General features: G+C 41.6%; 12 protein-coding genes. 5 read left to right on the top strand and 7 right to left on the bottom strand.

The features are described from left to right. Window positions 1-146: 146 nt before the first annotated feature. The gene (locus AB6T38_RS09830) at window positions 147-1,253 is read left to right on the top strand and encodes an efflux RND transporter periplasmic adaptor subunit (RefSeq protein WP_372547155.1); all 1,107 of its coding nucleotides are present in this window, start codon (window positions 147-149) and stop codon (window positions 1,251-1,253) included. A gap of 15 nt (window positions 1,254-1,268) precedes the next feature. Next, window positions 1,269-4,436, top strand: a complete 3,168-nt coding sequence (locus AB6T38_RS09835; protein ID WP_372547156.1) for an efflux RND transporter permease subunit — start codon at window positions 1,269-1,271, stop codon at window positions 4,434-4,436. 136 nt (window positions 4,437-4,572) lie between these two features. Here AB6T38_RS09835 and ribA read toward each other — a convergent pair whose 3' ends face one another. From ribA to AB6T38_RS09855, 4 genes are all read right to left on the bottom strand, one after another. Continuing rightward, complete coding sequence (gene ribA, locus AB6T38_RS09840) at window positions 4,573-5,211, bottom strand: GTP cyclohydrolase II (RefSeq protein WP_372547157.1); 639 nt, start codon at window positions 5,209-5,211, stop codon at window positions 4,573-4,575. Between the two features lie 71 nt (window positions 5,212-5,282). Further along, complete coding sequence (locus AB6T38_RS09845; RefSeq protein ID WP_372547158.1) at window positions 5,283-8,144, bottom strand: EAL domain-containing protein; 2,862 nt, start codon at window positions 8,142-8,144, stop codon at window positions 5,283-5,285. Window positions 8,145-8,225: 81 nt separating this feature from the next. After that, window positions 8,226-8,528 carry a DUF3630 family protein gene (locus AB6T38_RS09850; protein WP_372547159.1) on the bottom strand — a complete coding sequence of 101 codons (303 nt, stop codon included), beginning with the start codon at window positions 8,526-8,528 and terminating at the stop codon, window positions 8,226-8,228. Continuing rightward, window positions 8,516-9,952 carry a YdiU family protein gene (locus AB6T38_RS09855; protein ID WP_372547160.1) on the bottom strand — a complete coding sequence of 479 codons (1,437 nt, stop codon included), beginning with the start codon at window positions 9,950-9,952 and terminating at the stop codon, window positions 8,516-8,518. The genes AB6T38_RS09850 and AB6T38_RS09855 overlap by 13 nt, the downstream gene beginning before the upstream one ends. A gap of 119 nt (window positions 9,953-10,071) precedes the next feature. On the opposite strand from AB6T38_RS09855, the gene AB6T38_RS09860 reads away from it, so the two are divergent. Beyond that, the gene (locus AB6T38_RS09860; RefSeq protein WP_372547161.1) at window positions 10,072-10,392 is read left to right on the top strand and encodes a cytochrome c; all 321 of its coding nucleotides are present in this window, start codon (window positions 10,072-10,074) and stop codon (window positions 10,390-10,392) included. Between the two features lie 124 nt (window positions 10,393-10,516). After that, window positions 10,517-11,179: a glutathione S-transferase gene (locus AB6T38_RS09865; RefSeq protein ID WP_372547220.1), complete on the top strand. Its 663-nt coding sequence runs from the start codon at window positions 10,517-10,519 to the stop codon at window positions 11,177-11,179. 17 nt (window positions 11,180-11,196) lie between these two features. Here AB6T38_RS09865 and recQ read toward each other — a convergent pair whose 3' ends face one another. Then, window positions 11,197-13,026 (bottom strand): DNA helicase RecQ, encoded by a 1,830-nt coding sequence (recQ, locus tag AB6T38_RS09870; protein ID WP_372547162.1) that lies wholly within the window; start codon window positions 13,024-13,026, stop codon window positions 11,197-11,199. Between the two features lie 115 nt (window positions 13,027-13,141). Here recQ and AB6T38_RS09875 point away from each other — a divergent pair, with 115 nt between their 5' ends. Continuing rightward, window positions 13,142-13,630: a thioesterase family protein gene (locus AB6T38_RS09875; protein WP_372547163.1), complete on the top strand. Its 489-nt coding sequence runs from the start codon at window positions 13,142-13,144 to the stop codon at window positions 13,628-13,630. Window positions 13,631-14,066: 436 nt separating this feature from the next. Here AB6T38_RS09875 and AB6T38_RS09880 read toward each other — a convergent pair whose 3' ends face one another. Together AB6T38_RS09880 and AB6T38_RS09885 are read right to left on the bottom strand one after the other, a co-directional pair. After that, window positions 14,067-15,005 carry a transposase gene (locus AB6T38_RS09880; protein ID WP_372547164.1) on the bottom strand — a complete coding sequence of 313 codons (939 nt, stop codon included), beginning with the start codon at window positions 15,003-15,005 and terminating at the stop codon, window positions 14,067-14,069. Between the two features lie 209 nt (window positions 15,006-15,214). Further along, entirely contained in the window at window positions 15,215-16,258 is a 1,044-nt protein-coding gene (locus AB6T38_RS09885; RefSeq protein ID WP_372547165.1) for a mechanosensitive ion channel domain-containing protein, read from the bottom strand. Window positions 16,259-16,276: the final 18 nt, after the last annotated feature.

A 16,276-nucleotide genomic window follows, 5' to 3' on the forward strand; every position in this document is an offset into this window, starting at 1 on the left:
TTTTCACATTATTCTGCAATAAATTTATCGTTTACTTGTTTTAATCAAGGTTACTTATTGAAAAGCCGATCTTACCGATTGGCCAATAATCAAGTCGCAAATATCGGTACTTATTTGTTGAATTTACCAATTAAAGGATTCTAAGAATGCGCCTTAGCCATGCCATTGCCATACTTTCGCTAATGTTATTAACTGCTTGCAGTGAACCGGCTCCAGCCCCGCAAACACGACCTACTCCAGAAGTAGATGTTGCTTCGCCAATTAAAACTGTTATTGACCAATGGGATGAATACACAGGACGTTTTCAAGCAGTTAAGGAAGTGCAAATTGTAGCTAGAGTAAGTGGTTACTTAGACAAGGTAAACTTTCGAGATGGGCAAACTGTTAGCAAAGGGGATGTGTTGTTTGTTATTGATCAACGACCTTTTAAAATTGCATTGAAAAGTGCTAAATCGCGTTTCTCTTTGGCGAAAAAAGAATTAGAACGTGGTTTGGGTTTACGCAAAAAGAATTCCATTTCTCAAGAACAGGTCGACCAACGACTCAGTGAATATGAGATGGCAGAAGCGGCCTATGAAAATGCTAAATTGGAAATGGAGTTCACAGAAGTTAAATCGCCTATCGATGGAATAGTCTCTAGAGATTTTGTGAACGCTGGGAATTTAGTTAACGGCACGGCTGCCAACGCAACTTTGCTTACCACTGTGGTATCTATTTCGCCCATTCATTTTTATTTTGATGCAGGTGAGCGAGACTTTTTAAAATATCTTCGACTTGATCAGAATAACCAACGCGGAAGTTCTCGCGACACGCCAAATCCGGTAAAAGTTAAACTGCAAGATGAAGATACATTTATTCATGAAGGAGTGATGGATTTTGTGGATAACAAATTAGATCAGAGTACCGGTACGATTCAAGGGCGGGCAATTTTGCAAAATGCTGATGGTTTTATCGTACCGGGAATTTTTGGTCGTATCCGTTTGCTTAATCGACAAAATGTGAGTGTATTGCTTGTGCCAGATAAATCTGTCGGCACGGATCAGTCGCGTAAATTTGTATACGTGGTGAATCAGGAAAATAAAATTGAACGCCGCTTCGTGACCTTAGGTGAGTTACACACTCGCGAGTTACGAATTATTGAAAAAGGAATTGAACAAGACGATAAAATTGTTGTGAATGGCATGATGCGCGCCAGACCTGGAGCCGCAGTGTCTCCGGTGGATGTAGATATTAATGAAACTTACAGTTACTAATCGGGAGACTCACAAATGACGTTTTCCCATTTTTTCATTGATAGACCTAAATTTGCTTCGGTATTGGCGATAATTGTACTTATTGTCGGGGCGTTGGCGTATTTCACCTTGCCCATTGAGCAATATCCGCAGATTGCTCCTCCCACTATTCAAGTGTCAGCCAGTTATCCTGGAGCCAATGCAGAGATTGCAGCTAAAACTGTGGCAACACCCCTTGAACAAGAAATCAATGGCATAGAAAACATGCTCTATATGTCGTCGCAATCTACGGCGGATGGACAAGTTGCAATAACCGTTACCTTTAAGCTTGGAACAGATTTAGATAATGCCCAAGTACAAGTGCAAAATCGGGTGGCGATTGCAGAGCCGCGCCTTCCGGAAACCGTCCGACGATTGGGTATAGTGACGCGTAAAAACTCCCCTGATCTGATGCTAGTGGTGAATTTATTTTCACCTAACAGTACCTATGACCAAACCTATATTGCCAACTATGCCACCTTACAAATCAAAGATCAGATTGCGCGGATAAACGGCGTCGGTGAGGTGCGTATTTTTGGGGCGAGCCAATATTCTATGCGAATTTGGCTTGATCCAGACGTGATTTCCTCTATTGGTATGACGGCGTCTGAAGTCATCACTGCGCTACAAGGTCAAAATATTCAGGTGGCCAGTGGTACCTTAAACAAATCACCTATACCTGAGGGCCAAAACGCATTTGAATTGAGTGTACAAACCCAAGGCCGTTTAATCGACCCTGAACAATTTGAAAATGTAATTATTAAAAATACAGACGGACGAATTGTTCGTTTGAAAGATGTAGGGAGAGTTGAACTAGGAGCGGAGAGTTACGCTACTCGTGGTTATTTAGGCCAGAAAAAGGCCATCGCAATGCCAGTATTTCAGCGTCCAGGTTCGAATGCACTGGAAACGGCGGCGGCCATTCAACAGATCATGGTGGAAATGTCTGAAGACTTTCCTCCTGGGCTAACCTACGATATTGCCTATAACCCCACTCAATTTATTGCCCAATCTATTGATGCCGTTGAAGTGACCATTTATGAAGCTATTGCGCTAGTGGTGCTAGTGGTATTGGTGTTCTTACAAAATTGGCGGGCAGCTATCATTCCGATTCTAGCGATTCCTATTTCATTAGTAGGCACTTTTGCTGTAATGAGCGCCTTAGGGTTCTCATTAAATAACCTAACTTTATTTGGTTTAGTGTTAGCCATAGGTATCGTGGTGGATGACGCCATAGTGGTGGTAGAGAATATGGAGCGCTTGATTGACGAAGGAATGAGCCCCCGGGAAGCTGCACGAGAAACCATGACTGAAGTGGGCGGAGCGCTGGTGGCTATTGGTTTGGTACTTGTAGCTGTATTTTTGCCTACCGCGTTTGTAGATGGGATTTCAGGGACGTTTTATAGTCAATTTGGGATTACTATTGCCGCAGCGACTATGATTTCGGTGTTTGTTTCTTTAGTGTTAAGCCCTGCGTTAGCAGCGGTTTTATTTAAACCTCATAGCGAAAAGTCGAATTCGGGGCCATTTTCGTGGTTTGCTAATAAATTTAATCGTGGCATGGAACGTACTTCTTCTGCATATGGCAAGTTGGTGTCCAAGGTTATTCGTTTTGGGGCGATTATGTCTATCGTCTATTTAGGGTTGATGTGTTTAACTGGCTTTTTCTTTAATAAAGTCCCACAAGGGTTTATTCCAGCTCAGGATCAGGGGTATCTGATTATTGCTGTCCAGTTACCTTCAGGTGCGTCGCTAGAGCGCACTGATAATGTGGTACAAGAAGTAATGGATAAGTTGCTGAAAATCGATGGAATTAAAACCTCGGTTGCCTTTACTGGCTTTTCAGGTGCAACCTTCTCTAGTGCGTCTAATTCGGCAGCTATGTTTCCAGCTCTTGAATCTTTCGAATATCGTGCAGCTAAAGGGATCACCTTTGACCAATTGGTTGCCCAAGCCCGCAAAGAGTTATCGACTATTAAAGAAGCTTACGTGGCGGTTATCCCGCCGCCTCCCGTTCGTGGTGTAGGCAATGGTGGTGGCTTTAAAATGATGTTGGAAGATCGTCGTGGATTGGGTCTGCCCGTTCTAGAAGAATCTATGTGGCAGTTGGCCAATGCGGCCAATCAGGAACCTGCTACTACCTCAGTGTTTAGCTTTTTTGAAACCAATACGCCTCAGTTATATGCGGATATTGATCGCGAGAGAGTTGAGCGTTTAGGGGTGTCGGTCAATGATGTTTTTAGTGCTCTTGAGATCTATCTCGGTAGTGCTTTTGTTAATGATTTTAATTTCTTAGGTCGTACATTCCGAGTTACTGCCCAGGCAGATGCACCGTTTAGATTATCGGCTGAAGACGTTGGTCGAATTCGAGTGCGTAATCAAGTTGGCGATATGGTGCCCTTAAGTTCAGTGGCGACGTTTGAATATCGTTCAGGACCATCTAGAGTACCTAGGTATAATCTGTATCCCGCTGCTGATTTAAATGGTGATACGGTAGCAGGTTATAGTTCCGGTGAAGCCATCGCGACTATGGAGCGCTTAGCGGCGGAAATTTTACCTGATGGTATCGGTTACGAATGGACAGAGCTTGCTTATCAACAGAAGCAAGCAGGCAGTTCGGCTTTGTTAGCTTTTGTATTTGCGGTTATTTTTGTATTTCTATTATTAGTCGCCTTGTATGAAAGTTGGACCTTACCTTTGTCGGTTATTCTGATTGTGCCAATGTGCCTACTTGGGGCTATTTGTGGGGTATATATTGCTGGAATGGACAATAATATTTTGACTCAGGTTGGGTTGATTGTTTTGATTGGCTTGGCCAGTAAAAATGCGATTTTGATTGTCGAATTTGCCCGCCACAAAGAACAACACGGTGTACCTCTTTACAAAGCGGCAGTAGAAGCTGCGACCTTAAGGTTGCGTCCAATATTAATGACGTCATTTGCCTTTATATTAGGTGTGGTGCCTTTGGTGATGGCTACTGGCGCTGGAGCGGAAATGCGTCAGGCGCTGGGGGTAGCGGTGTTTAGTGGTATGCTCGGCGTGTTATTTTTCGGGCTTATCTTTACGCCGGTTTTCTATATTTTGTGTCGCAAGTTATCGATGCTGGTTAAACGCCAGAAACTCGATGAGAATGGTTGTGTGCCAGGTGTGCAAATCCATCATTAAAGCGTAGTAAACGCTACTAGGATGTGAAAAAGAGACTTAGGTCTCTTTTTTGTTTACCCCTCGTAGGACATTGAGGAAGCAGTAGTTAGCGACTCTCTAGCCTTGATGTTTTGATTGTTATTTGAATAAAGTCTCGCTATTTATTGGGACCATTATTCAGTAAGTGCAAGTCGAACTGATGTCCCAGCTTTTCGGTTTTGGTGCGAAGGTAGCGTCTATTGTCTTCGGTTAAACCGTGATCAATGGGGGTTCTGGAAACCACGTTGATACCCATTTCTGATAACGCAGCTTGTTTTTTAGGGTTGTTGGTCATCAAGGCAACATTCTTCACACCTAGTGTATCAAGCATTAACCTACAAATTGAATAGTCTCGCAAATCTGCGTCGAAACCTAAATGTTCATTGGCTTCTACAGTGTCGAGCCCACTATCTTGTAACTTATAAGCGCGAATTTTATTTAACAGGCCAATTCCTCGCCCTTCTTGACGGAGATAAAGGATGACTCCTTTTCCTTGTTCCACTATATTTTGCAAGGCTTTTTCCAATTGAGAGCCGCAATCACAGCGGGTACTGAAAAGTGCATCACCGGTTAAACATTCGGAATGAATACGAATAGGAATAGTCTCATTTTCTTGCCATTCCCCGTAGGATAAGGCGACATGTTCTTGTTGCGTTGCAATTTCAACAAAACCGTGGATAGTGAATAACCCAAATTGGGTGGGAAGGGTAGCTGAACTCACAAATTCAAACTTTTGCGTTGGCGTGTCTGTCACCACTTTTGACCTTTCAAAACTGTAAATTTCCTAATAACTCACCAATATGGGCACGATTACGTAAATTACAACCTTTAGTCGATAGTTTTACAGCCAGTAAATTGCGTTAAGGGGGCTGGTTTAGCGACACCATAGCCTTGGGCGAAGTCAACGCCCATCTTACCTAACTCAACCATTACGTCTTTTGACTCTACGAATTCTGCAACGGTATGCATTGACATGGCTTTGGCCAAATCTTTCATAGAGCCCACCATAGCCATATCAATGGGGTCGACCAGTAAATCTTTAACAAAGCTACCATCAATTTTAAGACAATTGACCGGCAAGTTTTTTAAATAACTATATGATGAAAAGCCGCTACCAAAATCGTCTAGTGCAAAGGTGCAGCCCAACTTTTTAAACGCATTAATAAACCGCAGAGTTTCTTCCATTTTAACAATTGCCATACTTTCGGTAATTTCGAAACAAATCTTATGGTGGGGAATTTGATAGTGCTCAAAAGCATTGGTTACATGGCGTTTGAGGTCATTATCAGCTAGAGAATGGCCACTTAAATTTATGTTGCACTGACGCAATAGTGAAAGATGCTGTGGGTTTTCAGAGAGCCATTTAAAGGTGTTTTTAATCACCCACTTATCTATTTCTATGGTTAAGTTGTATCGTTCGGCTGCCGGTAAAAATGCTGCTGGTGGCACTATTTGGTCATTTTCATCGAGCATTCGCAGCAGAATTTCATAGTGGTGCCCATCAGCAACTTTAGATAAAGGGTAATAATGCTGGTAATAGAGTTGAAATCTATTTTGTTCTAACGCTAAGTTTATTTGAGACACCCATTTTAATTCTGTTTCATAGCGCTGCATTTTGAGATCTTCACTTGAGTAAAGGTGTATTTGACTACGACCTTGCTCTTTTGCAACGTAACAGGCTGCATCCGCCATACTCATAAGTTGTTCTGGGGTTTCAATATGTTCTTGCCACTTTGCCATGCCAATACTTATACCCATGGAAAAAATACGATTGTCCCAAATGAATTTAAATTCTTTGACTGCATTTAACAGTTGGTTGGCAATAACAACCGCATTTTGAGCATTTTCAGACTCCAAAATAACGCCAAACTCGTCGCCCCCTAAACGGGCTAATAAACCCTTGTTCAACACCTCATTATTTAAGGTTTGGGATAGTTGTTTAATGAGTGCGTCTCCGGCTTTGTGGCCGCAGGTATCATTGACTATCTTAAATTGCTCAAGATCCATATAGAGTAACGTGAGATCTTGTTTTAACTGCTTAGAACGGCGAATACCGTCTCGTAATTTTTGTTCAAACTCTCGTCGGTTATACACACCAGTCAAAGAATCATGAGTGGCTAAATATTCTAAACTGATGCTGGATTGTTTCTTTTCGGTAATATCAAAAATGGATCCGAAAAAGTACTTCTCATTTCCGCTACCGGTGAGCTGCACTGAAATACAGAACCAAAATTCGCTGCCGTCTCTGCGAATACCTTTAATTTCTTTACCTAAGGCTTTTTCGTTTTGAAAAATCTCTTCCATTAGCAAATCTCGCTCGTGGGGATTCGCATAGAGCACAGAAGTGTCTTTGACTTCCGACAACATTTGGGTTTCATCACTGTACCCAAATAATTGGCACATGGCCGGGTTGGTGGTGACTAACTTTCCGTCTTGTGTTGAGGTATAAAGTCCCTCTGCAGAATTGCGGAACAGATCATAAAATTGATGGAGATTTTCAATGGCAGTTTGTTGCTGAATTTGCCTGGCAAATGAAAGTGCTTTTTCATGACTTTCGATGGCAACAGCAATAAGTAGCACTCCGGACATAACGATTAAGGATAAAATCAGTGCGGTATCATTTTCTATGGCTTCACCGGATAAGTAATAACTTACTTCAGACATCAGTGTTGCGCTGATAATTAACCAACCTAGGGCATACAAGCCGTTGGGTGTTGCTTGTTTCCTATCGTGGTATATCAGGGTTAATAGAAGATGAAGCAAAACCGCCGCTGCAGTTAACGCTGTGCCAACAATCAATTGTGAATAACTATCTAAAAATGGCCCTATTACAATCAACGATATTGCCATTAAATAGGAAATATAACGCCAGTAAAACGGGATGCGCACTAATAGGGCGTGACAAACTTTAGCCGCAGCAAAAATAACAATTGCCACTGTTACACTGCTAATTTGTGAGGTGTAGGCTCCTAATCCAGTAAATTGACTAACAATGCCTTGAATGTTTAAGAACAACAGTAGTAAAGCGGCATTGGTGACAGAAAACCAAAACCGGATAGGGCTTCTCAGCAGTATATAGGTAACTAAGAAGTAGAAAAACAGGATGGCTAAAGCGCCACCTACAACGCCAATAAAGGCTAAATTAAATTGCTCTTTGGCTATGAATTCTGAGTCGGTCCATAGGTCAATGGTATAAACCGAAGGACCATCATCTTGGATGCGCAGATAAATATTAACCGTCTGATTTGCATTTAAAAATACCGGTAAAACAAAATTTCTGTGGTTATAGGGACGGGTGGTTAAATCGCGTTTTGCTCCCACTAAATAGGTTTCTAAAAGTCGGTCCTTATCATCAAGAACGTAGGCGTCTAGGTAGTCGATAGACGGATTACTTACAACTAACATGTATTGTTGGTCGATGCTGTCTTGATGAACAATTGAAAAACGCTGCCAGAATGCTTGGTTTTCCAGCAGTGGTGTTGTCTCAGAGGTATTTGACCATTCGTCGAATGCTTGAACTTGAGATAGTTGAGCGCGTTTATGGGTGCGCATCATCGTGGTATTGCCGTTCACTGAAACATGGCCCACTTCGGCATTAACAATGACAGTAGGAATGGGAGTTGTTTGTTGTGCAAAAGCAAAGCCTACAAAGCTTAACAACAGCAAGCATAGGCGACTGACAAATTTCACGTTAAGAAACCATTTGAACTATATTTACCTTAGACTTAATACTAAAATCGGATGCTCTGATTTTAGTATTCGAAAGCTATATTATTGAATTTCTTCTAGTTTAGTTAACAGTTTAGCTAAACTATCGAATTCAGCAAACCCTGTAACTTCAATCCATAATGCCTCACATGTACCGTCATAACAAAGTAAATATGTATCTTGCTCTGATACAAACTGGATTTGCGCTCGGTCGGCACCTTCACTTATATCAGAAATTCTGGCATCAATTTTCTGTAACCAAACTTTTGCCTGCTCGATGGCTTCATCTTGAGCAGGAAAAGCGTCACAAATAACGTTGATGTGAGCATCTTCTCGTTGCCATTTATAGTGGGCTAGCTTGAGCATGATATTTCCATGGATTGTCCCCAATCTGGTGGTGTTTGCGCATAGTGTTCAAAATCAGGTTGTTCGTCAAATGGATTGGATAACACTTTAAGTAAGCGCTCGCACTCTCCAAAATCTCCTGTTTCTGCTGCATTAATGGCATTTTGTGCTAAATAGTTTCGTAAAATAAACTTCGGATTGGCTTCTTTCATAGTCATTAAACGTTCGTTTTTAGGTATGGACTCTTCTGCCAATCTTGCCAAATAAGCTTGATACCAGTTTTGCGCCTTTGAGCGGTCTATGAAGTGGTCGGCGAGTTTATTGGCGTTTAAATTTTCGTCACAGAGTAGACGGAAACTTTGGGTGTAATCACGTTTGTCTTGAGCAACTAATGCTAGCCATTGGTTAACTAGTTGCATGTCATGGTTAGACACTCTTTTGAATCCGAATTTTTGCCCCATCAATTCAGCATACTGACTTTGTAAGCGTGTTTCATACTGTGTGAGGGCTTGTTTAATCTGGTCAATTGACAGGTAAGGGGTAAAGGCATGGGCTAATGCATTCAGGTTCCATAAAGCGACTCCGGGTTGTTGGTCGAAAGCGTAACGTCCATTGTGGTCGGAATGATTGCATATATAGTCAGGGTCAAAGGTGTCTAAAAAGGCATAAGGACCAAAATCAAAGGTGATACCGTGGATAGACATATTATCAGTATTCATCACGCCGTGACAAAATCCGAAGGCCTGCCATTTGGCAATTAAATCTGCTGTGCTTAATACAATCTGTTCGAGCAACGAATAGTGGGGATTTTCGTGATCTAAAAACGACGGGTAATGTTGTTGAAAGGTGTAGTTGAATAATTTGTCGAGCTTATCGAGCTGATTAGATTGATAAAAATATTCGAAATGGCCGAATCGAATATGACTTTGACAGGCTCTAATTAACATTGCTCCAGTTTCAGGTTGCTCGCGGTAGACAATTTCTTTGCTAGAGATAAGGCATAGGGCTCTTGAGGTTGGGATGCCTAAATTATGCAATGCCTCGCTTGCTAGATATTCGCGTATTGTCGACCTTAACACTGCACGGCCATCACCAAAGCGTGAGTAGGGGGTTTTACCCGCTCCCTTTAAATGCAAATCCCAAGATTGTTGTTTTTCAGTGACGGCTTCAGCCAATAGAACTCCCCGCCCGTCGCCGAGGTCAGGGTTCCAGCCTCCAAATTGGTGACCACCATACTTTTGAGCGACTCCCTGCTGATTTAAACAACCATCAGGTGTAAACAGCGCAGCAAACAGAGTGTCGGCTTGAGAGAATTCGTTCTTAAGTTCTATTTCTTCCGCTAATTGCTCGTTATACAATGCTAACTTTGGCTCAAGTAGCGGTGAAATTCGAACTTGGCTTACCATGTCGGATAATTTTTGTGCGTAAGTATGATCGAAATGCACGGTTGCGCCTTATTAGTATTAATTCAACGTTTAGTTTATCCTGAGAGGGGGTTGTCTTGATACCCTTGTTCTGAAAAACGATTTTAAAATCCTTAGTTAATTATTGTGAGGTTAGTAACATGAATTTAAAACCTGTGGCATTTCTTGCCACCTTGATTGTTGGTAGTGTCTTGTGTGCCCCAGCGTTTGCTGGTGACGCAGAAAAAGGTAAAGCTAAGTCGGCCACTTGTGCAGCTTGCCATGGGGCAAATGGTATTTCTATGATCCCAATGTATCCAAATTTGGCAGGTCAAAAAGAACAGTATTTAGTTTTACAAATGAAAGCGTTCCGCAGTGGAGAACGTAAAAACATGGTAATGGCACCTATGGCTAAAGGCCTTAGCGATGAAGACATCAATGATTTAGCGGCTTACTTCGCAAGTTTGAATCCAGCAGGATAATTAGCTGGTACTACTTTAGTACAGGAGGCTTTTGCCTTCTGATAGCTGCCAATACATTGGCAGCTATTCCGATCTTTTTCAATTACTTAACGTATCTACTGAAATTAACCAACAGAGATTCCCTATGATCGTTTTACATCACCTCAATAATTCTCGTTCTCAACGTGTTTTATGGTTGCTAGAAGAGCTTGAACTGGACTACCAAATTGAACATTACAAACGTGATGCTCAGACTAATCTTGCCCCTTCTACTTTGAAGCTAATCCACCCTCTAGGTAAGTCTCCGATTATTACGGATGGTGAAGTCACCGTTGCTGAATCGGGTGCGATTATAGAATACTTAGTCGAACGTTATGGCGCACACTTGAAGCCGAAGGCTAACACTGAAGCACTTAGACAGTATCAGTATTGGTTGCACTTTGCTGAAGGAACGTTGATGCCGCCGATGGTCGCTAAGTTAGTTTTTGACAAAGTTCGCGCTAATGCGAAACCTTTTTTTGTCAAAATGATTGCTAATAAAATTGCTGATAAGGTTATGGAAGGTTATTACTTGCCAATAATCTCAAATAACTTGGAGTATGTAGATACTCACTTGCAAAAAAACTTGTGGTTTAGCGGTGATGAGCTCTCAGGAGCAGACTTTCAGATGAGTTTTCCTTTAGAGGCTAGCTTCTCAAGAGGTGGTGCCAAACAGTACCCTGCTATTGCTGCTTACGTTCAAAAAATCCATCAACGAGATGCCTACAAACGTGCGTTGGAAAAAGGCGGTGAGTACGCTTACGCCTAAATCTTAATTGAGAGCCTTTAAATAGCGTTGTTGTGTTTAGCTATCTGTGCTAAGAAGCGCTCTCCATAACGTTCAAGTTTGGTGTTGCCAACCCCACTTATTTGTAAAAATTGAGATGGGGTTTCTGGTAAAAACTCCGCCATATCTGCAAGACTAGCATCACTAAATACTACAAAAGGCGGCACGTCGTCTTGTTCTGCAATGGTCTTGCGAAGATGTTTTAATTTGGCAAATAACGCTCGGTCGTAATAACGTTTGTCGTTTTTATCGCGCTTCGAGGTTTCTAGGGCAAGACGAGGAACCGCTAGTGTAACCGCGATTTCGGATTTTAAGATAGGACGCGCCGCTTCGGTGAGCTTTAGGTTGGCATTTTGAGTAATGTCGATTCTAATCAGACCTTGATGAATGAGTTGGTTAATTACATTGTGCCAATACGCTTCTGATTGGTCTTTGCCTACTCCATGGGTGGGCAGCTTATCGTGTTGCTGTTCAACTATTCGTTTATGACTTTTGCCTCGCAACACATCAATGACGTATTGGGTGGTAACGGTTTGGCCTAATCTGAATATACAGGATAGTACTTTTTGCGCATGTATGGTGCCATCAAATCGTTTGGGCGGATCGATACAAATATCGCAGTTATTACAATGGGCGCCACTATACTCTGAAAAGTAATTGAGCAGCACTTGGCGGCGACAAGTTTGTGCATCTGCAAAGGCTTCCATGGCTGCAAATTTTTGTAGTTCAACGTCGTGACGTTCGGTGTTCTCACCCATGCTAATCCATTGACGAATGCGAGCCGCGTCTTTTTCGTCGTATAACAACAAGGCTTCAGCTGGCATGCCGTCTCGTCCGGCGCGACCTGTCTCTTGGTAGTATGACTCGACGCTGCGGGGTAAATCGAAATGCACTACATAGCGGACGTTAGATTTGTTGATCCCCATTCCAAAAGCAACGGTAGCAACTATCACATCGACATTGTCTTGGATGAAGTCTCGTTGGATTTTGTCTCTTACCTCTGGCTCTAAGCCTGCGTGATACCCGGCACTATTGATACCTTGTTTGGCTAATTTGAAGCTAAGTTCGTCGACTTTAGCGCGGCTATTGCAGTAAACAATTCCGCTGCCTTCTTGGCTTTTTACATACTGAATAAGTTGGTCGACTGGTTTGTATTTGGTCAGTAGGTTGTAACGTATGTTGGGGCGATCGAAACTGCTTCTAAATACAAAGGGGTTATGTAAGTTCAACTGCTGAGAGATATCCGCTCTGGTAGCGATATCCGCTGTGGCGGTCAATCCCATGACTGTGGTATTTGGAAAGTGTTGTTTTAATTGGCCGAGTAGCCGGTAATCTTGTCTGAAATCATGGCCCCAGTGTGAGACACAATGTGCTTCATCGACTGCGATTAGACTCAAATTTAGGGTGTGAAGGCGATGGATAAATTCCAATTGCATGAGTCTTTCTGGGGCAACGTATAAGAGTTTAAATTTACCGTCTTGTAGTTGTCGGTATATATTCAACAACTGCTCGCGAGGGATTGAGGAGTTAATATAGGTTGCAGCAACCCCGGATGCGGTTAGGGCATCAACTTGATCTTTCATGAGTGAAATCAGTGGGGATACAACGACGGTTAAACCTGGCAATAGGAGAGCGGGTACCTGATAGCAAAGCGATTTTCCACCTCCCGTTGGCATTAAAACTAATGCGTCACGTCCATCTAAAACCTGTTCGATAATTTGTTGTTGTCCATCTCTAAAGCTGTGGTAACCGAAAACTTCTTTTAGCACTGTTACTGCTGGTGCTTCAGATTCTTTGCTTAAAAGGGGCTCGCTGGTGGCGGTAGACAAGTAATTTCCTCGCACGTATTAAAAATGGTGTTGAAATGGAATCAGTATTGATGATTTTACTTAAAAAGACCCTTGGGGTATACGCTATATACAGCAAATATTAATGGGTTTTAATATGACACAAAATAACACGGATACAACTGTACTTTTAGATTCAGAAGCGTTGGCTGAGATTGTGGTGAATATGTTTAGTGAGCAAATGCCTTTTAATCAGCTTCTGGGAATAAAAATCGACAAACTAAGTGCTGATAAAGTCGAAATTAGGATGCCTTGGAGTGATAAATTGATGGGCAACCCATTCCACAAAATTTTACATGGCGGGGTGACAGCCTCAATTTTGGATACCGTGGGTGGGGTGACGGCTATTTTACACTCGATTAAAGGTATCGGAGAGATTAGTGTTGAAGAATTTCAACGTAACTTCTCTAACGTGGGCACCATCGACATGCGCGTCGATTATTTACGGCCAGGCAAGGGAAATGAGTTTATCGCGACCGCAGAGGTGATCCGCAAAGGCAGAAAAGTCGCAGTGTGCCGAATGGAGCTACACAATGAGACAGGCACTCACATCGCCTTTGGGACAGCCACTTATATGGTTGGTTAAAGCTGCATATTGAGACATGCACACAACAAGACAGGCATAATAATCTGCGCACATTCGGACAGGCATAACGCACATTCGGACAGGCATAAAATTCTGTGTGAAATCAGACCTGCATTGGCCTTTTTGAGACAGTCATTGATAATTAAGTCAGAAAAAGAGTCAAAAATGTTAAGAATCAGGCCAAGAACAAGACAGTCAAGGTGGTGGTTAGACAGTCAAGGTAGTTAAAGTATTAATTCGATTTAAAACGCAGTGATGTAACCTAGTGGAAAGTGGATTCCTTGTTATAGACGATAATTGGGCTTCAATGTTGTTGAATTGGGTGCTTTTTAGCAAATTAAGTTGGCCAGAAATGAGCTAAGTGTGTCTACAAGTTATGGATTTAAACGGGGCTAGCAACCAAAGATAGTGGGCGGATTGTTCTTGTGCTTTTTAGTCAGGCTCGTCCTGTATTTTGTCTAAAACGTTCCATAGATTCAGACTCACCAGCGGCAACACCAAAAACATTTTCAAAATTATAAACAAGTTCTAACCATACGCTTTCACTCTTTCCAAATGTTTTGACAATTGTTGGTGGTACTATTTTGTTTTTTGCACAACGCCTAAACCTTTGAGCGCTAAAATGAATAAGTTGCATATAATCCACTAAAGTAAACGGTAATTGATTTTGCTGTTTTAGTGATGGGCCTTGTTTAAAAGCCATTAACGATGGTGGTTGATAGCCCTTTTGAAATGTATCCATTCGTTTTTTAATACTTGTATGCATAGACGATTCAGGTGACGTGGCTATTTGTGCGCGAATTGGGTTCAAATCGACGTAAACTAGGCAGGCTGCTAGCGCTTTTTCGTCTAATAATGCTTGGGATTTAAACCGTCCTTCCCAAAAATGTCCAGTGCAGTCATCCTCTTGATTCGCTTGTCTTGCTATGGGTTCATTTAACTCACGCATAAACCAACTAATATCGTATAACCGTTTTCGATAGGTAGATATAGCGTTAGTAACGGCTTCCTTCTGATTTTCAGGTAGCGTGTGCCAATTCTGGTTTGTAAAAAATTGTTGGACTAGTTCAGTTGGTTTATGAATTTTCTGCCAACGCTCTATTACGTCATAATCCGACAAGTTTAACGCTTGAATTTTATTTACGTGTAAAACCACGTGGACGTGGTTACTCATCACAGCATAAGCACAGACATCAATGCAAAAAACAGAGGCAAGCAGAAGTAACCTATCCTCTACCCATTGCCGACGGTGTTCGTAACTCTTACCCGAATACTTATCTTCACCGCACAGAAACGCGCGGCGAACGCAGCGGGATACGCAATGGTAATATGGAGTATCTGCTAAGCTAATTTGATGCTTCCTAGGCTGTGGCATATAAACCTCTAAACTCTTTATATTGGTTTGAAGCATAGCCCTATGTGCAATAAACACCAGTCTAGTTTAGGTCTAGTTTTAATGACTGTCTCAATTTAAATTTAGCTGAATTTCGTGGGGTAATGTGCCTGTCCAATATGAAATTCCAATATGAAATTAACATGCCTGTCCAATATAAAATTTTAGGTAAAGAAACTGCGGGTTGAATATTAGCTCTTTTTTTCATCTTCGGTATTGTTAAAGGATTTAATTTTCTGGGTTAGATCTTGGATTTGAGATTTGAGGGAGTCTTTTTGGCTGTCTTCAGCTAGTTTTAGCTGTTCGTTTAGCTCAATTAATTGAGCTTTTAACTGCTCTAAAAGCTGTTCTTTTTGCTCTGCTTCTTCTGCTTTATCGAAGATTACTTGATCTACTGTTGAATTATTACTTTCATTACTAACTTGTTGTTTTGGCGGAATGATTTTGATCTCGTCAGGTATTTTACGTTGGTTCATAAAGCTGGGCGACATGATTTCAATGGCATTCTCATGAAGGACGTTCAAAACCTCACGATTCAAGCGAGTTCTTGAACTGATAAGACTTTTAACTTCTTCTAACTTTCCACTAATTTTATAGGTGACTGAAAAGTCGCCCAATTCAACAATATGCACAAAAGGATCGGATAGTTCGCAATTTGTTGCAGCCTGAATTAACAAGGGTTCAATTTTTGAATTATGAATATCGTACCCAAGGGATAAGCTAGTTGAAATGATAGTTCCAGATGTGCGGGTAACTGTGATGGGGTTAGTGATCATGAATGTGTTAGGTAAAGCGACTAAATCTCTAACTTCTGTCTGAACTTCCGTATCTAAAAGTCCGCGCTCAACAACTCTTCCAAAGAAATCACCTACTTGAACAAAGTCACCTGTTTTAAACGGCTTGGTCATTCTTAGCATTATTCCAGCTAATAAATTGGCAAAAATGGTACTTGAAGAAAAGGCAAATATTCCCGAGATGACTAATCCAATTAAACCAATGATTTGATTTCGAGAACTTTCACTAACGGGCAAAGCAAATACAGTTGCCAATAATGCTACTAGGGTTAACGCGAGCATTATTAGCTGCCGGGAAAAAAGCTTTTCACTACCTGCATCGGCCTTTTTAACTATTAATAAGTAGTTAGCTATCCAAAGTACTATTGCTACAATTAAGAGAGTGATTAAAAGTGGCATAAAAGAGAGTGTTTGTGCTAACAAAGAATCTGTTGAAAACATAAAGTATTCCAGTTTAAT

Source organism: Aliiglaciecola sp. SL4 (assembly GCF_041538045.1).
GTDB lineage: Bacteria > Pseudomonadota > Gammaproteobacteria > Enterobacterales > Alteromonadaceae > Aliiglaciecola.

Bases quoted from the DNA above. Each gene is read 5' to 3' on its own strand.
- AB6T38_RS09830 (WP_372547155.1), top strand. From the start codon at position 147: ATGCGCCTTAGCCATGCCATTGCCATACTTTCGCTAATGTTATTAACT.
- AB6T38_RS09860 (WP_372547161.1), top strand. From the start codon at position 10,072: ATGAATTTAAAACCTGTGGCATTTCTTGCCACCTTGATTGTTGGTAGT.
- AB6T38_RS09875 (WP_372547163.1), top strand. From the start codon at position 13,142: ATGACACAAAATAACACGGATACAACTGTACTTTTAGATTCAGAAGCG.
- AB6T38_RS09865 (WP_372547220.1), top strand. From the start codon at position 10,517: ATGATCGTTTTACATCACCTCAATAATTCTCGTTCTCAACGTGTTTTA.
- AB6T38_RS09850 (WP_372547159.1), bottom strand. From the start codon at position 8,528: ATGCTCAAGCTAGCCCACTATAAATGGCAACGAGAAGATGCTCACATC.
- AB6T38_RS09885 (WP_372547165.1), bottom strand. From the start codon at position 16,258: ATGTTTTCAACAGATTCTTTGTTAGCACAAACACTCTCTTTTATGCCA.
- AB6T38_RS09835 (WP_372547156.1), top strand. From the start codon at position 1,269: ATGACGTTTTCCCATTTTTTCATTGATAGACCTAAATTTGCTTCGGTA.
- AB6T38_RS09880 (WP_372547164.1), bottom strand. From the start codon at position 15,005: ATGCCACAGCCTAGGAAGCATCAAATTAGCTTAGCAGATACTCCATAT.